The sequence below is a fragment of the Proteiniclasticum sp. genome (genome assembly GCF_032054185.1).
Classification (GTDB): domain Bacteria; phylum Bacillota; class Clostridia; order Clostridiales; family Clostridiaceae; genus Proteiniclasticum.
The window spans coordinates 1-14,476 of the sequence record NZ_DAMBTF010000015.1 but is presented as its reverse complement, the minus strand read 5'-3'; the positions used below and the strand labels follow the sequence as shown (position 1 = coordinate 14,476).

14 protein-coding genes are annotated in these 14,476 nt (G+C 42.3%); 4 read left to right on the top strand and 10 right to left on the bottom strand.

The window, feature by feature from the left end:
• Positions 1–81: 81 nt before the first annotated feature.
• From RTX25_RS09525 to RTX25_RS09500, 6 genes are all read right to left on the bottom strand, one after another.
• Complete coding sequence (locus tag RTX25_RS09525) at positions 82–2,925, bottom strand: SH3 domain-containing protein (protein ID WP_312653083.1); 2,844 nt, start codon at positions 2,923–2,925, stop codon at positions 82–84.
• Positions 2,926–3,042: 117 nt separating this feature from the next.
• A complete protein-coding gene (locus RTX25_RS09520) occupies positions 3,043–5,358 on the bottom strand; it encodes an ATP-dependent DNA helicase (RefSeq protein ID WP_312653082.1) in 2,316 nt (771 codons plus the stop codon).
• 182 nt (positions 5,359–5,540) lie between these two features.
• Complete coding sequence (locus tag RTX25_RS09515) at positions 5,541–5,684, bottom strand: YvrJ family protein (RefSeq protein ID WP_312653080.1); 144 nt, start codon at positions 5,682–5,684, stop codon at positions 5,541–5,543.
• A gap of 49 nt (positions 5,685–5,733) precedes the next feature.
• Positions 5,734–6,312: a DUF1836 domain-containing protein gene (locus RTX25_RS09510; protein WP_312653078.1), complete on the bottom strand. Its 579-nt coding sequence runs from the start codon at positions 6,310–6,312 to the stop codon at positions 5,734–5,736.
• 125 nt (positions 6,313–6,437) lie between these two features.
• Complete coding sequence (gene rsmI / locus RTX25_RS09505) at positions 6,438–7,277, bottom strand: 16S rRNA (cytidine(1402)-2'-O)-methyltransferase (RefSeq protein WP_312653077.1); 840 nt, start codon at positions 7,275–7,277, stop codon at positions 6,438–6,440.
• On the bottom strand, positions 7,274–8,017 hold the full coding sequence (locus RTX25_RS09500; protein WP_312653075.1) for a tRNA1(Val) (adenine(37)-N6)-methyltransferase: 744 nt from the start codon (positions 8,015–8,017) through the stop codon (positions 7,274–7,276). Before RTX25_RS09500 ends, rsmI begins: the two co-directional genes overlap by 4 nt.
• A 219-nt stretch (positions 8,018–8,236) precedes the next feature.
• Between RTX25_RS09500 and RTX25_RS09495 the strand changes: the two genes are divergently transcribed.
• Together RTX25_RS09495 and RTX25_RS09490 are read left to right on the top strand one after the other, a co-directional pair.
• Positions 8,237–8,776, top strand: a complete 540-nt coding sequence (locus RTX25_RS09495) for a phosphatase PAP2 family protein (RefSeq protein WP_312653073.1) — start codon at positions 8,237–8,239, stop codon at positions 8,774–8,776.
• Positions 8,769–9,428, top strand: coding sequence for an HAD family phosphatase (locus RTX25_RS09490; RefSeq protein ID WP_312653071.1), 660 nt, complete (start codon positions 8,769–8,771; stop codon positions 9,426–9,428). Before RTX25_RS09495 ends, RTX25_RS09490 begins: the two co-directional genes overlap by 8 nt.
• A 68-nt stretch (positions 9,429–9,496) precedes the next feature.
• Here the strand turns inward: RTX25_RS09490 and RTX25_RS09485 are convergent, their stop codons facing one another.
• The gene (locus RTX25_RS09485; RefSeq protein ID WP_312653069.1) at positions 9,497–10,249 is read right to left on the bottom strand and encodes a peptidylprolyl isomerase; all 753 of its coding nucleotides are present in this window, start codon (positions 10,247–10,249) and stop codon (positions 9,497–9,499) included.
• Positions 10,250–10,415: 166 nt separating this feature from the next.
• Here RTX25_RS09485 and RTX25_RS09480 point away from each other — a divergent pair, with 166 nt between their 5' ends.
• Both RTX25_RS09480 and RTX25_RS09475 read left to right on the top strand, forming a co-directional pair.
• Positions 10,416–10,892: a peroxiredoxin gene (locus RTX25_RS09480; protein WP_312653067.1), complete on the top strand. Its 477-nt coding sequence runs from the start codon at positions 10,416–10,418 to the stop codon at positions 10,890–10,892.
• Between the two features lie 16 nt (positions 10,893–10,908).
• Positions 10,909–11,616 carry a DNA alkylation repair protein gene (locus RTX25_RS09475; RefSeq protein ID WP_312653065.1) on the top strand — a complete coding sequence of 236 codons (708 nt, stop codon included), beginning with the start codon at positions 10,909–10,911 and terminating at the stop codon, positions 11,614–11,616.
• Positions 11,617–11,675: 59 nt separating this feature from the next.
• Here the strand turns inward: RTX25_RS09475 and RTX25_RS09470 are convergent, their stop codons facing one another.
• The 3 genes from RTX25_RS09470 to speD form a co-directional block, all read right to left on the bottom strand.
• Positions 11,676–12,260: a hypothetical protein gene (locus tag RTX25_RS09470; RefSeq protein WP_312653063.1), complete on the bottom strand. Its 585-nt coding sequence runs from the start codon at positions 12,258–12,260 to the stop codon at positions 11,676–11,678.
• A 146-nt stretch (positions 12,261–12,406) separates the two neighbouring features.
• Positions 12,407–13,261 (bottom strand): polyamine aminopropyltransferase, encoded by an 855-nt coding sequence (gene speE, locus RTX25_RS09465; protein WP_312653061.1) that lies wholly within the window; start codon positions 13,259–13,261, stop codon positions 12,407–12,409.
• Positions 13,262–13,289: 28 nt separating this feature from the next.
• Positions 13,290–14,096 (bottom strand): adenosylmethionine decarboxylase, encoded by an 807-nt coding sequence (speD, locus tag RTX25_RS09460; RefSeq protein WP_312653059.1) that lies wholly within the window; start codon positions 14,094–14,096, stop codon positions 13,290–13,292.
• Positions 14,097–14,476: the final 380 nt, after the last annotated feature.

Here is a 14,476-nt window from a genome sequence, read left to right as displayed (position 1 = left end):
AAAGAATAGAAAATGGAGAAAAAATGTAACTTTTTTCATAAAAAAAATCCCCGTACTGCTACGGGGATCAAATACAGATTTCTACATACCGAAGTATGCTTTTACACGGTCAGCCATGGATTTCGCCAAAGCTTTCTGGAAAACAGGATCAACAATCTTAGACAGATCCTGTGCATTGGACATATATCCGATTTCAACCAGTATGGATCTCATTTCAGTCTGTCTCAGAACTGCAAGCGTATGACCTGAGATACTCTGATCTGTTCCATCACGTCTGTTCTTGAAGCCCATGGATACAAATGACTGCTTCACGTATGATGCGACATCGATGCTTTCCTTGATGGATGATTCAGAAATACTTGTTGTCTTGGCTGAAGGATAAATTACGAATGCACCTTGTGATGCCGGATCAGGACTGTAGTCATGGTGGATGCTGAAGAACAGATCCGCATAGGCCTGATTTCCGATCTTAGCACGATCCGCGAGTTCAACGAAAGTATCATTGTTTCTTGTCAGAATCGTATTGAATCCGGCAGCTTTAAGTGCTGCATCAAGAGCCAGCGCATATTCAAGAACGTATCTCTTTTCATATACATTTGACCCGTTGAGAACGCCTCTGGCACCACTGTCTTTACCGCCATGTCCGGCATCTATGATGATTGTAGGGATTTTCTCCACGTTGATCACTTTATTGTAGATGAGCGTTTCTCCACCGTTACCTGTGACTTCCACCTTGATGGTGTTCTGTCCTGGGAACAGATTGTTTCTCTTGATGAGATACTCATAACCGGTATTCATGTTTCCGTCATCGGTTCTTGCTTTACCGTAAACTGCTGATCCCAGCGCTCTTCCGTTCATGGATACACGAACGCTTCTGACACCAGTTGCAATCTTGGCAAAACCTGAGACAAGAATGTCTTCATTCTTGTAGTTCACCACATCCATCTTATCCAGAACACCCTGCGGTTCAAATGTAGGTCTTACATAAGTGAAAGTTGTGGAAGCTGAGACAGAGGATCCGTCTGCAAGTTTAGCAGTGGTCTTTACTGTGTTCTGACCGTTATTGAAACGGTCTTTCCCGACAACGAGTCTGAATCCGCTGTTTCCTGAGTTGGTATAGGTTGGATGAGCGGCTTTGAGATCATCACGTTTCACATTGATTTCCGCTGTGCCTACTGCGATACCGTTGATACTGACTTCCACACTGCTTACTGTACCATTTGTCAGAACATATCCTGAAACTGGAACATCAGCATACTGCAGTGTACCGGTGGGACCTTCGATTTTCATCACAGCGTCCGTAGCAGGTGTTTCGACAGGAGGTGGGGTTGGTGTATCGGCCACCTTTGTAAGGTAATCCACAGATACGAAACCTGTCTTACCACCATAAGTCACCTGAGCCCAGCTGCCTTCAAGTTTAAGCACAGTCAGTCTGGTTCCCTTAGGTATGGTCAGGAGGATGCCGAAGCCTGTCCCTGCACCACTTCTCAGGTTGAGATTATAGGTTGTCATTCTTACATCGGCAACTGGTGCTACCACAACGGGTGCATCATAAGGGCTCATATAGTTTGTGGAGGCATAGCCTGTTACGCCATTATGGGTAACCTTTGCCCACTTTCCGGTAAGTGATTCCACTTTAACAACCGTTCCTTTTGGCAGTACAGCCAGTACACTTGAAGTACCGTCTGGTGCAGATCTCATATTGAGATTTCCTGTAACGATCATCATTTTGTTTTCCGGTACAGGAACTGGATCCGGAACCGGCGTAGGAGTAGGAGTAGGCTCCGGTGTTGGTGTTGGTGTTGGAGTAGGATCCGGTGTTGGTGTTGGTGTAGGCGTAGGATCCGGTGTTGGTGTTGGTGTTGGCGTTGGTGTAGGAGCCGGAACTGCAATCTTCTTCAGATAGGAAGTAGATGAGTATCCCGTTTTACCGTTATAGACGACCTTTGCCCATCCGTTACTCTCGCTTACGACCGTGACCTTGCTGCCTTTAGGAATGGTCAGAAGAATTTTTCCGCTTGTACTTGCAGTACTTCTCATATTCAGATTCTGCGTGGTTTCTCTTATGTCTGTACCCACCCCTGGAACTGGTGTAGGTGTGGGTGTGGGCGTAGGCGCCGGAGCTGCAACTGTCTGCAGATAACCTGTGGACACATAACCTGTCCTGCCGTTATAAGACACTTTTGCCCAGCTTCCGCTCTGACTCTGTACGGTAAGAGTTGTTCCCTTGGGTATAGTCAGAAGTATCGAGCTGCCGGTGCTTGCACCTGATCTCAGGTTCAGGTTCGCTGTTGTCTTTCTTGTATCTGTACCTGAAGGTACTGTTGTGGCAGGAGGTGTTGTAGGTGTAGGCGTCGGTGCTGAAGGTGCTGCCACGGTTCTCAGATAGTTTGTGGAAACAAATCCTGTCTTCCCGCTGTAGCTTACTTTAGCCCATGAACCGCTGACACTCTGCACAGTCAGTGTGGTTCCCTTGGGTATGGTTAACAGGATACCTGCAGACAGGCTTGCAGAAGTTCTTAAATTCAGATTCTCGGTTGTCTGTCTTGTATCAGCAGCACTTGGTGCTGAAGGAGTAGCAGGTGCCGGTGCTGCCGATGAAGAAGAGAATGATACATATGCCGGATTGGCACTGATATAAAGTCCATTAGACAATTTATACATCTCTCTCCCGTCAACAGAATGCTTTTCTGTCACCTGGAGTACGGTTCCTTTATTATAAGTCCTCGTCTTTGCATTCCAGTTAGGTGAGCTGTATGCCCATAATGAAAACGCAGAGACGGTAACACTGCCAGTTTGAGTATTGATTACTGCAGCTTCTACAATGGTATGGTTAACCTTTACCGGTACAACCAGTGCAGAGAAACTCATGACTAAAGCAATGCTTGTCTGCAATAATACCTTTTTAATTCTCTTGCTTAACATAATCTACTCCTTTCATATCAAAAATAATATAATGCCTTCTTAATGTTATAATTAATTCATAAGTTCTGTCAATATTTTAAGCTATATTAAAAATAATTCACATTTGATTTCTGTCATTTATCTGCTTTCCCTTTCATTCCAATCCATTAGGGGCTGCCATTCAGGCGGAAGAAGATTTTTATACTGTGCCCAGGAGTAGCGAAGGTCCATAAGGAGCACCTGGCCCTGATCTGACTCGGATCGGATGACTCTCCCAGCAGCCTGAAGAACCCGGTTTATGCCCGGATAGATATAGGCATACTCAAAACCGAGATTTTCACGTGCAAAATATTCTTTGATGAGATCCCGTTCATAGGATACCTGAGGATAGCCTACACCAACGACTGACGCGCCGATGAGCGCCTCTCCCTGGAGATCTATCCCTTCGGAGAAGATTCCCCCAAGAACCATAAAGGAGATAAAGCTTCTGTCCCTTTCCTGATAGAAGAGCGATAGAACATCGTCTCTTTCTTTTTCACCAAGATTTGGCTCCTGGATATAAATATCATACTCGTTTCCATATTTTTCCATGAACAGAGCGTGAACATCCCTCATATATTTATAGGAAGGGAAAAAGGCAATGTAGTTTCCTTTTCTTCTCCTGGCCATCTCATGGATATTTTCACTGATTCCTTCAAAGCTCTCTTCTCTTTTTGTAAATCGCGTATCGATATTCCTGTCCTGATAGACTTCGAGATTTTCTTTAGGAAAGGGTGATCCGAGGGACTTTCTGTAATCTCCCTCTTCTCCGCCCAGTACATCGAAATAGTAGTTCATCGGAGCGAGTGTTGCAGAAAAAAGAATCGAGGCTTTTGCACGCTTGAACACATCAATGAGGATATCCCGGGGGTAAATGCAGAAGAGCTTGATGATCACATTTGATCCTGCTGTTTCTTCATAAGTCAGATAGCCCTCATTGTAGATTTCGGAAATATTAAGGAAACTGTGTACGGCAAAAAAGAGGTCCAGGATCTTGTCCCTTCCTTCAAAGTCTTCCCGTACTTCCTTCTGAAAGATTTCGAAGGACTGAAGAAAGTCTTTAAGAAGAAAGATGAGATCATCCGAAACACCGAAATAGGTATGCTTACCCCCCTTTTCTTCGAGAGTTTTCCTCATTTCGATGAACTTCTTGTTGATCTTGGTCAGAGAACGCTTAAGATACGAAAACCTGTCGCCTGCTTTTTTCGCTTCCATGACCAGCTCTTTGGATAGGGAAGCCGAATACATGTCCCTTGATCTGTCCACAAGGTTATGGGCTTCATCCACAAGAAAGATGTAGTTTTCCCTGACGTCCATGAAAAATCTTCTGAGATACACTTTAGGATCAAACACATAATTGTAGTCGCAGATGATGAGATCGCTGAAATAGGAAAGATCAAGTGAAAGCTCAAAAGGACATACCCGATATCTTTTTGCATATTCGATGATCATCTCTTTGGAATAGCTTCTCTCGTTTCTCAGAATATCCAGAATGCATGCGTTGATCCGGTCATAATGCCCTTCCGCAAAGGTGCATTTATCCGGATTGCAGTTGATCTCATCATTGATGCAGATCTTCTCTTTGCTTGTGATGGTGAGGAATTTCACTTTTCCTCCCTTTTTTCTGATGATCTCCACGCTCTCCTCCGCAACGGTCTTCAAAGTACCCTTTGCGGTGAGATAGAAGACTCTGTCCGCCTCGCCTTCTCCTATGGCCTTAATGGCCGGAAAAAGTGTGGAAATGGTTTTACCGATTCCCGTCGGCGCTTTGGCAAATAGCTTTCCGCCCTGTCTGAGGGTTCTGTAGACATCAACAGCCAGATCTCTCTGTCCAAGACGATAGCTCATGAACGGAAAAGGGAGTGTTCTTAGGGATTCATTTCTTTCCTTCTTCCATCTGACATCTTCCCGGGTATATTTCAGATACTCTTCAATGGTATCCGATACAAAATTCTTCAGTTCCTCATAGGTATAGTTTCGTTCGAATGTTTTCGTGGTTTCCGTATCGAGATTGAAGTAGGTGAGAAGCAGAAGAACATTCGCCTTCTTTTCCTCTTCCATATACATGAATCCGTAAAACATCACCTGTGCCCAGTAGAGCCTGTTGTAGTCTTCATCGATATCTTCCAGTGGCGCATAGGTGGATTTTATCTCTTCGATATATCTTCCGCGCACAATTCCGTCCGCTCGACCATCCACAATGAAAAGAATATCTTCAAAAGCGATCTGATACTTGAAATACTGTTCCTTTTCATAGGAAATATCTTCCTTCTGCCGCTCCTTCTGGATCTTTACATGAGCCCGAGTGCCCTCTTCCAGCCTGGACGGACTTGTGCCCATTCCTCCAGATACGATATCCCCATATCTGTGTACAAATTCTATGAGATTTCTAACGGATATCTTTATATCAATCATTATTTACTCCAAATAGTTTAAATGCATACCATCATAAGGATTATACCACTAAATCTATGATTTAACATTCCAGAAATACGGATGCCCCTATGGGTATCAGTCTAAAAAACCTCATCAAAAAAAGTCTCCGAAGAGACTCCTCAAGTGAGCTTACGCTCATTTTTTATAGGGATTTTTCAGTGTCACAGAGATTTTTCAAGCGCGCTGCTGAGTTTATTAATGCTGAGTGTAAGGTTTTCCATTTTCACTTCAATCCTTGTCAGGAGATAGATTGAAATCACCATAGGAAATCCGATGTTGGCACAGGCTTCAATAAATACTTCCATTTTGCTCACCCCTAAGTTAACTATGCAGAGTACGCATGATTGACCAGGATCACTGAATCAGTTCCTTTGCGGTGTTCTTGATGAAGCTGGCTTTTGCCACAAGTGCAAGGACTGAGATGAAAACAAAAATTCTCTCCTTGTCTTCTTCGTGGATCTTGAGCTCATCAACGATATCCCTCAGCTTTTTCTCATCTATAATAACGTTTGTGCCGGATTTCGTCTGGCTCTTCTGAATTTCATAAAACAGCTCATACGCGGTTTCCCACGTTATGATATCATCCTCACGATTGTTGATGTCGTTGAACGCCAGTCTGAACACTTTTTTGATTTCATCCGTACTGAGTACCGGCCTCATATAGCTGATGAAGACCAGCTGGATGAGATGGAGCTTTGTGTAACCTTTTTTCTTGCCCTGATACGGCTTTGTAATGACATCACTCTTTATGTAGTTCTGAATGATATTGATTGTATAGGACTCATCATTGAACAGATCTTCGATAAACTCGATGACCTGAGATAAAAACAGATCATATTTCGGAAAATCGTCCAGAGGCATAATACTGCTCTTCGCTTTAACTTTTACAGAATCTTCTATACTTAATACATTCTGGTCTCCCTGTGCACTCATACATTCACCTCTTTTAAATACTTACTTTAACTTTATTATAAGTTATTTAATACCATATCGCAAACATTTCATTGTGTTTCCCCTGCACATATGGGAATCTTTACCTCTCTTCCATTTTGTCGGATTCAGAGTTCAAGACTTTCCTTGTAGACTTCTTTCTTCGGGATTCCTCTTAGCAGGGCAACTTTCTGTACCGCCTCTTTCTTGCTTAATCCGTCTTCCATGGTAGCCACAAGATGCTCTTTAATGGTCATATCGATAAACGCTTCTTCAATCTCCTGCCGGATCTCGTCCTTGGATTTACCTGAGACGACAAGTACAAATTCACCCTTTGGCGTTTTTTCCGCGAAGGAATCAAGAACCTCACTTACCGTTCCTCTCAGATGCTGCTCATAAAGCTTGGTCAGCTCTCGGGATAAGGAGATATTTCTTTCTCCAAAAACTTCCTTTACCGCCATAAGCGTATCCAGAATTCTGTGAGGCGCTTCATAAAAAATAAGGGTTTCCTCACGATCCTTAAGCAGCATCAGCTCATCTCTTTTTTTCTTTTTTGCCTTATCCAAAAATCCCACAAAGGAAAACTTCCCGGTGGGAAGACCTGATGACACTAAAGCGTTGATGAGTGCTGAGGGTCCCGGAAGCACATTGACTTCTATTCCCCGCTCTATGGCTTTTCGGACAATGACCTCCCCCGGATCCGATATTCCGGGCATACCCGCATCGGTGACAAGGGCGATATTCTCCCCGGATTCGATCTTATCGAGAATATACTCCGAAGCTTCCATTTCATTATGTTCTCTGTAGCTGACCAGAGGCTTTCTGATCTCATAACGGTTAAGGAGCTTAGCCGTCACTCTCGTATCTTCGCATGCAATGCGGTCCACCTCATTCAATACTTCAATCACCCTAAGGGAAATATCCTTGAGATTCCCGATGGGTGTGGGAACCATATACAGTTTACTCATCTTCTATCATCTCCATAAATTCTTCGAATTTCATCTGAATAGTTTCCCTCATCATCATACACAAAAAGAGGCGCTTCAACCTTAAGAAACTCCCCTCCCCCACGAAGTCCTTCCACAAGCACCATAGTGGGAGGCTTCTTTGTATTGGGATAAACCATTCTGATTCTTTTTGGCTCGATCTTATATTTCCTAAGCAGCGTCATGATGTCCGCCAGTCGTTCAGGTCGATGGATCATGTAGAATCTGCCATTGTCTTTCAGTATAAGCTGAGCCGCTCTCACCACATCTTCAAGGTTCAGACTCACTTCATGACGGGCAATGGTCAGGGCATCCTTCTCATTGATGATGCCGCTGTTCTCTTTTTTATAAGGTGGATTCACTGTCACCACATTGAATTTAGGCAGACCCTTCAGAAGATCAATGTCCTTAAGGTCTCCATGAAGTATTCTGACTTTCTTCTCTATCTCATTAAGCGCTAAGCTTCTCTTTGCCATCTGGACAAATTCATCCTGTATCTCCAGACCCATTATTTCTTCCGCTTCAGTTTTACCGAAAAGGAGAATAGGAATGATCCCAGTCCCTGTACAAAGATCCATAACATGATCTCTTTTCTTCACTTTCGCAAAATCGGACAGCAGAACGGCATCCACGCCAAATCTGAATCCTTTTTCTTTCTGTATGATTTTCAGACCGTTTCGATCAAGGTCTTCCAGTGTTTCACCGGGCAATAGATGAGTCATGTTCTCTACCTGCTTTCACATATCCATATCGTTCTCTTACATTTTATAGGCTAAAATGACTTTTAACAAGGAAGCATTATTCTGATTGCTTATACCTCTGCATTTGGAAGGTTAACGTTCAATTTCCATAAACATAACATTCTCGTATTCGATCTGGTTGTTATCGCATTTAAAAATAGGTTATAATTACACATATCTTTAGGCTGGTGGTGATGAAAAATGATCGATAAAATCAAAAACTGGGATGAACGCATAGTAATATACATCAATCAGAGAGTGAAGAGAACCTATCTCGATTACTTCTTCACTGCAGCAACTTATCTTGGATCCGATATCTTTGCCATCGGATTCATTCTGGCATTCACCATACTGCCAATGAGCAGAATCGATGACTTTGCGAGATACGCTGCAGTTGCGCTCATCATGTCTTCAGTCACTGTCGGCATAATGAAGAATAAAATCAGAAGAAAAAGACCTTTCGAGAGCATCATTGAGCTCAAAAGTCTGAAAATCGGCGTGGACCAGTTCTCATTTCCATCCGGACATACCACGGCAGCTTTCTGCCTGGCAGTGACATCGGCTCTGGTAACAGAAGGACATATCGCATCCACTGTCTATCTTGTTCTGGCACTTATCGTCGCCATATCCAGAGTGTATCTGGGTGTACATTACCCTTCCGATGTCATCGCCGGAGGCGTGATCGGAACTTTCTATGCCATACTTGTCAATATTTTACGGGAGGTACTCATTAATGTTTGAAGATGTTAAAGGTGTTATTTTTGATATGGATGGAACGCTGATCGATTCCATGTGGGTCTGGAGAAAAATCGACGAAGATTTTATCCTGAAGCAGGGAATCAAGATCAGACCGGAGGAACTTATGGGAAGCATTTCTCATCTCAGCTTCCACGAAACCGCGGAGTATTTCAAAAGAGAATTCAAGCTGATGGAGTCTGTTGAGGAGATCAAAAACAGCTGGAATACCCTAGCAAAACATGAATATATCCATAATGTCCTTTTGAAGGACAATGCACTGAAACTGCTTGAAGCACTTAAAGATAAAGGCATCAAGATGGCCATTGCAACTAGTTCATCCAAAGAACTGCTGGAAGACACCATATCCTCCAAAGGGATTGCTCATTTCTTCGATGTCATCGTCACGACGGATATGGCGGGCAAGACAAAAATCGAACCTGATGTCTATCTCCTCGCGGCAGATCTTATGAATATCTCACCGGAGAATATCGCCGTGTTCGAAGATATTCCTGCAGCAATGATCGGCGCAAGAAAAGCAGGCATGAAGGTTTTCGGTGTCCACGATAAATTCTCTGAGAGCAGAAAACTTGAAATCCTTGAAATCTGCCACATGTATATTGAAAACTTCGATGAGATTCTGCCTCTTCTGGCATGATCAGACCAAAAATTGAAACAGTCTCAGGAAAATCAATACGATTCTCCTGAGACTGTTCTTTTTCAGTATTATTTATTATAGGTAACAGGAAACTTTTCCTGAAGCTCAGTCATAAGCTTTGAGTAATATTCCATCTGCTTGTCCTGAAGCATCTTATTCATGACTTCATCCTTGACTTCAGCAAAGGGACGTGGTTCCTGACCCTTCTTGTCTGTTGTCTTGATGACATGGTATCCGAACTGAGTCGACACTGGAGTCTTTGTCATTTCTCCGACTTCCATGGAGAAAGCGGCATCTTCGAACTCCTTGACCATCATTCCTCTTCCGAATTCTCCAAGATCTCCACCCTGCTCTTTTGAAGGACAGCTTGAATGTTCTCTTGCAGCATCTTCAAAAGATACCTCATCGGCACTGATCTTCGCAATCAGATCCTTCGCCAGGTTCTCATCATCTACAAGAATATGACTTGCTTTGATGCTTTCCTGTCCCTGATATCTTTCCGGATGTTCATTGTAGACCTTCAGAGCTTCCTCTTCTTCAATAGTGATTGTTCCGAGAATCTTGTTCATGGTGAAGCTGTATTTGATGTCCTTAAGCGCCTGCTCTACCTGTGACTGATAAACAGGATCGCTGTCCAGACCAAGCTCTGTGCCGAAAGCTGTAATCAGTTCAACGCTTACCAGCTGATCAAGCAGCTGCTTTCTGCCGTATTCTGATTCAAAATATCCTCTTCTCTCCGGTGCTAATGAGGCAATTGTGCTGTCCAGGATTGCATCAGTGATTTCAATGCCGTTGACAGTTGCCAGTACTTTATTTTCCATTATTATAAAATCTCCTTTATTCGTAAATTCTTTTCTATCTTACCATATTTGAATAAGATTACAAAACCATAAGCATCATACCATCTCGAGCTTAGATTATACTTAATTTTTCGTTCATAACTTTAAGCTAGAATAGTATTCATAATATGAAACAGGAGGTCTTCAAATGACAAATCTAAACAAAAAAGCCCCTGATTTTACGCTCATGGGCTCCGATAAGAAAACCCATTCCCTGAAAGATTATCTGGGCAAAAAAGTCATCCTTTATTTCTATCCTCGGGACAACACACCAGGATGCACCCTCGAAGCGGAAAGCTTCAGAGACAACAGTGAGACACTTTCCGGTGAAAATGCTGTGATTCTAGGAATTTCACGGGACAGCCTGGCTTCTCATGATCAGTTTGCAGAAAAGCTTGATCTTCCCTTTGTTCTGCTTTCTGATGAAGACAGTAAAGTATGCGAGACTTATGATGTTCTGAAAGAAAAGAACACCTTCGGAAAGAAATCCATAGGTATCCAGAGGAGCACATTCATCATCGATGAGAACGGGATACTCATATATGAGAACCGTAAAGTGAAAGCCGAGGGCCATGCTCAGGAAATCATCGATTTTCTTCGAAGCCACAATCAGCAGAACAGCTGAAACGGAGGTAAATAAATTGGATTTTGAAGCTGTAATGAAAGAACTGGAATCTCTGGGAAAAGAAAGGACAAAGAAAATATATATATCCAATGGTGCCGTTGAACCTCTTTTCGGTGTAAATACCGGGGACATGAAACCTCTTCTGAAAAAAACCGGTCTCAATCAGGAGCTTGCTGAAAAGCTCTATGCTACCGGAAATTATGATGCCATGTATTTTGCAGGTGTCATCGCAGAGCCCAGGAAAATGACAGCATCCGATTTCGAAAGATGGATAGATGGTGCTTATTTCTATATGATCTCAGATTTTGTGGTTGCCGTGACCCTGTCAGAATCCGACATCGCACAGGAAGTATCGGACAGATGGATAGATAGCGGAGAGGATCTCAAAATGTCCGCAGGCTACAGCTGCTACTGCTGGCTTCTCGGTAATCGGAAGGATCAGGAATTCGACCCGGAGAAGATTTCTAAGATGATGGAGCATGTGAAATCAGCCATCACTGATGCGCCAGTCAATACAAAAAAAGCCATGAACAGCTTTATCTATACAGTGGGAATTTCCTATATCCCACGAAACAGAGAAGCTCTGGATATCGCTGAAGAAATAGGCAAAATCGAATACAGAAACCATAAAAACAAGGTCATTGTATTGAATCCCCATGAGACCATAAAAAAGGAGCATGAAAAGGGAAGGCTTGGCTTCAAGCGCAAGTTCGTACGATGCTGATAAGCTCTAGAATAAAGCGAGGCACAGATTTTTAGTCTGTCCTCGCTTTTTATCTGTTATTACACGACTGTGATTGCAGCTGTTGCCACAAACATTCTCTTCTCTGAAAGTTCCTTGAGATTGATCATCTCCATTTTCCCGTTATTGGATACCAGTACATTGAAATGGTCAGCATATCCCGTCACAGTCACCCAGTGATTGTAAAGTCCGTCACGATACCCTTTAAACAGCCTTAAACCGACGATAAGAGGGACCGGATTGTCTTTGTCGATGTTCTTCTTGATGTCCATCATCATGGCTCTAAGCCCCAGAGAACTACCTAAATAACTGTGTATGATATTGACCTTCGCTTTTTTTCCGATTTTATGGTAATACCAGAGGGCTGCAAGCTTGAATCTTAATGCGGTAGTTGGTCCAAGAAGATATTTTCTGAACATCTCATTCTGATCTCTGATCAGTTCTTCTCGGACATAGGATTTTCCTACAGTATACGCCACATGGTTATTCAAGGTCACCGATCCGCACCCGAAAGCAGCAAGAGGTTTTGTAGACAGATGCTGGTTCCCGCCATAAAGTCCATCAAATATTTTCCTCATATCACGATCAATCACGGTAAAATTTATGCCGTTAAATGTATATTTCACGTTATCTCTCCCATACATTTTCTTCTATCATATCAAATAATTCTTTAAGATGGATTAATCCAGTCAAGTTTTTCAATGTTTTCATGAAGAACAAATATAAGAGAAAAGAGTGATTCCGTTTTTACAGAACCACTCCTTATATGTCTCTATTTCACCGCGTCTTCCAGCAGTTTTTTAACATAGTTTGGCAGTGCAAATGCAGCTTTGTGAATCTCTGTATTGTAATATCCTGTCTCAAGTCCAAGTGCATTCCACTTTTCATCATTGAGGTCTCTCACTGGATCAAAGGACTTTGAAGCAAACCCGAACAGCCAGTGTCCTGAAGCATAAGTAGGAATATGTACCTGATAGACCTTAGCGACGGGGAAGAATTCATGAATCCTCTTATGGGCTCTCTGCATCGCTTTGGCATACTCCTCATAGAAAGGGCTCTCATGCTGATTGACAAGTATTCCGTCTTTTGTAAGTGCTCTATGACAGTTACTGTAGAACTCTCTTGTGAAGAGACCTTCTCCAGGTCCGATAGGGTCTGTACTATCAACGATGATGAGATCATATTCATTCTCTTTTTCGCTGACGAATTTAAGTCCATCCTGGAAGTAGAGACTTACACGTTCATCATCAAGACCGCTGGTTGAATTGGGGAAGTATTCTCTGCAGACATCAACAACCAGCTTGTCGATTTCCACCATATCTATTTTTTCGATGCTTTTGTAGCGAACCAGTTCTCTCACTGTTCCGCCATCACCGGCACCTATGACAAGCACCTTTTTAATGTTCGGATTTGTCGCCATCGGTACATGCACGATCATATCGTGATAGATGAATTCGTCTTTTTCTGTAATCATAACCAGACCATCAAGAGTGAAGAACTTTCCGAACTCATTGCTCTGAAACACATCGATTCTCTGAAAGTCACTCTTTCCTGAATAAAGCTGCTGCTCCACCTTTATGGAAAACTTCGCTTCCTTGCTGTGGTCTTCTGTATACCATAATTCCATTCCATTACCTCCATGTATGATTTAATCTTTAATCATATATATTTCTGCCGCTGAATATTTCTATCATTTCTTTTCTCAGATTATTTGAAATCTCCAGTCTCTCTTTAGGACTGAATTCTCTGATATCGTTTCTGAAAAGATAGTTCTGCAGATTGATTTCCTTAATGAGCATTTTTGTATGGAAGATATTCGCCTGATAGACATTAATATCATGTGCATCATAAGCGTCCAGTGTTTTCGTATCAATATATTCCTGTATCGATCTGATATCATGATCGATGAAGAACTTTCTTCCATCTTCACCACGGGTAAATCCTCTTACACGATAATCGATGGTGATGATATCGGAGTCAAAGCTGCCGATCAGATAGTCCAGCGCGTTAAGCGGTGAAATCTTTCCGCAGGTGGATACTTCAATATCAACTCTGAAGCTTGCTATGGATTTGTCCGGATGATATTCAGGATAGGTGTGCACAGTCAGGTGACTTTTATCAAGATGCCCTACTACACTTTCTCTTTTTTCATAAAGGCTCTCACCAAGATTGCATGAAGGATCTACGCTGCCTTCAGACAGAGGTTCTTCTGAAATCAATATGGTCACACTTGCACCCTGAGGATCATAGTCCTGCTTTGAAACATTTAATACATGAGCTCCGATCATTTCAGTCACATCACATAGGATTTTGGTCAGCCTCTCTGAATTATACATCTCGTCTATATAATCTACGTACTCACTCTGTTCTTTTTCACTTTTCGCATAACAGATGTCATAGATATTGAAGCTTAAGGTTTTCGTCAAGTTGTTGAAGCCATATAATTTTAATTTTTCTGCCATTTTGGCGCTCCTTCTTTTTAAATGATTTCCTCAATCAGTATCGCGAAATACATGATTTCAGACTTGAAGTTCGATGGTTCTCTATCTGTAAAGATAGAACTCTAGACTGCTCCTTTCGTGAGTTTACAGAAAAGATGAGCTCTTGTCAATAACTTAAAGCAAACTTTAATAAATATTTTGTTTAGTGCTACTAAACTTATTTGATGTTTTTTTATTTTCCTGAAAATCAGATATCTTTGAATCTTCATCTCTTAATTCTCTTACTTCGGATCATCATGTATATTTCCCGACACATAAAAAACCGCATCAAACGATGCGGTTTTTTATGGTGGCTTCACTCGGAATCGAACCAAGGACACGTAGATTTTCAGTCTACTGCT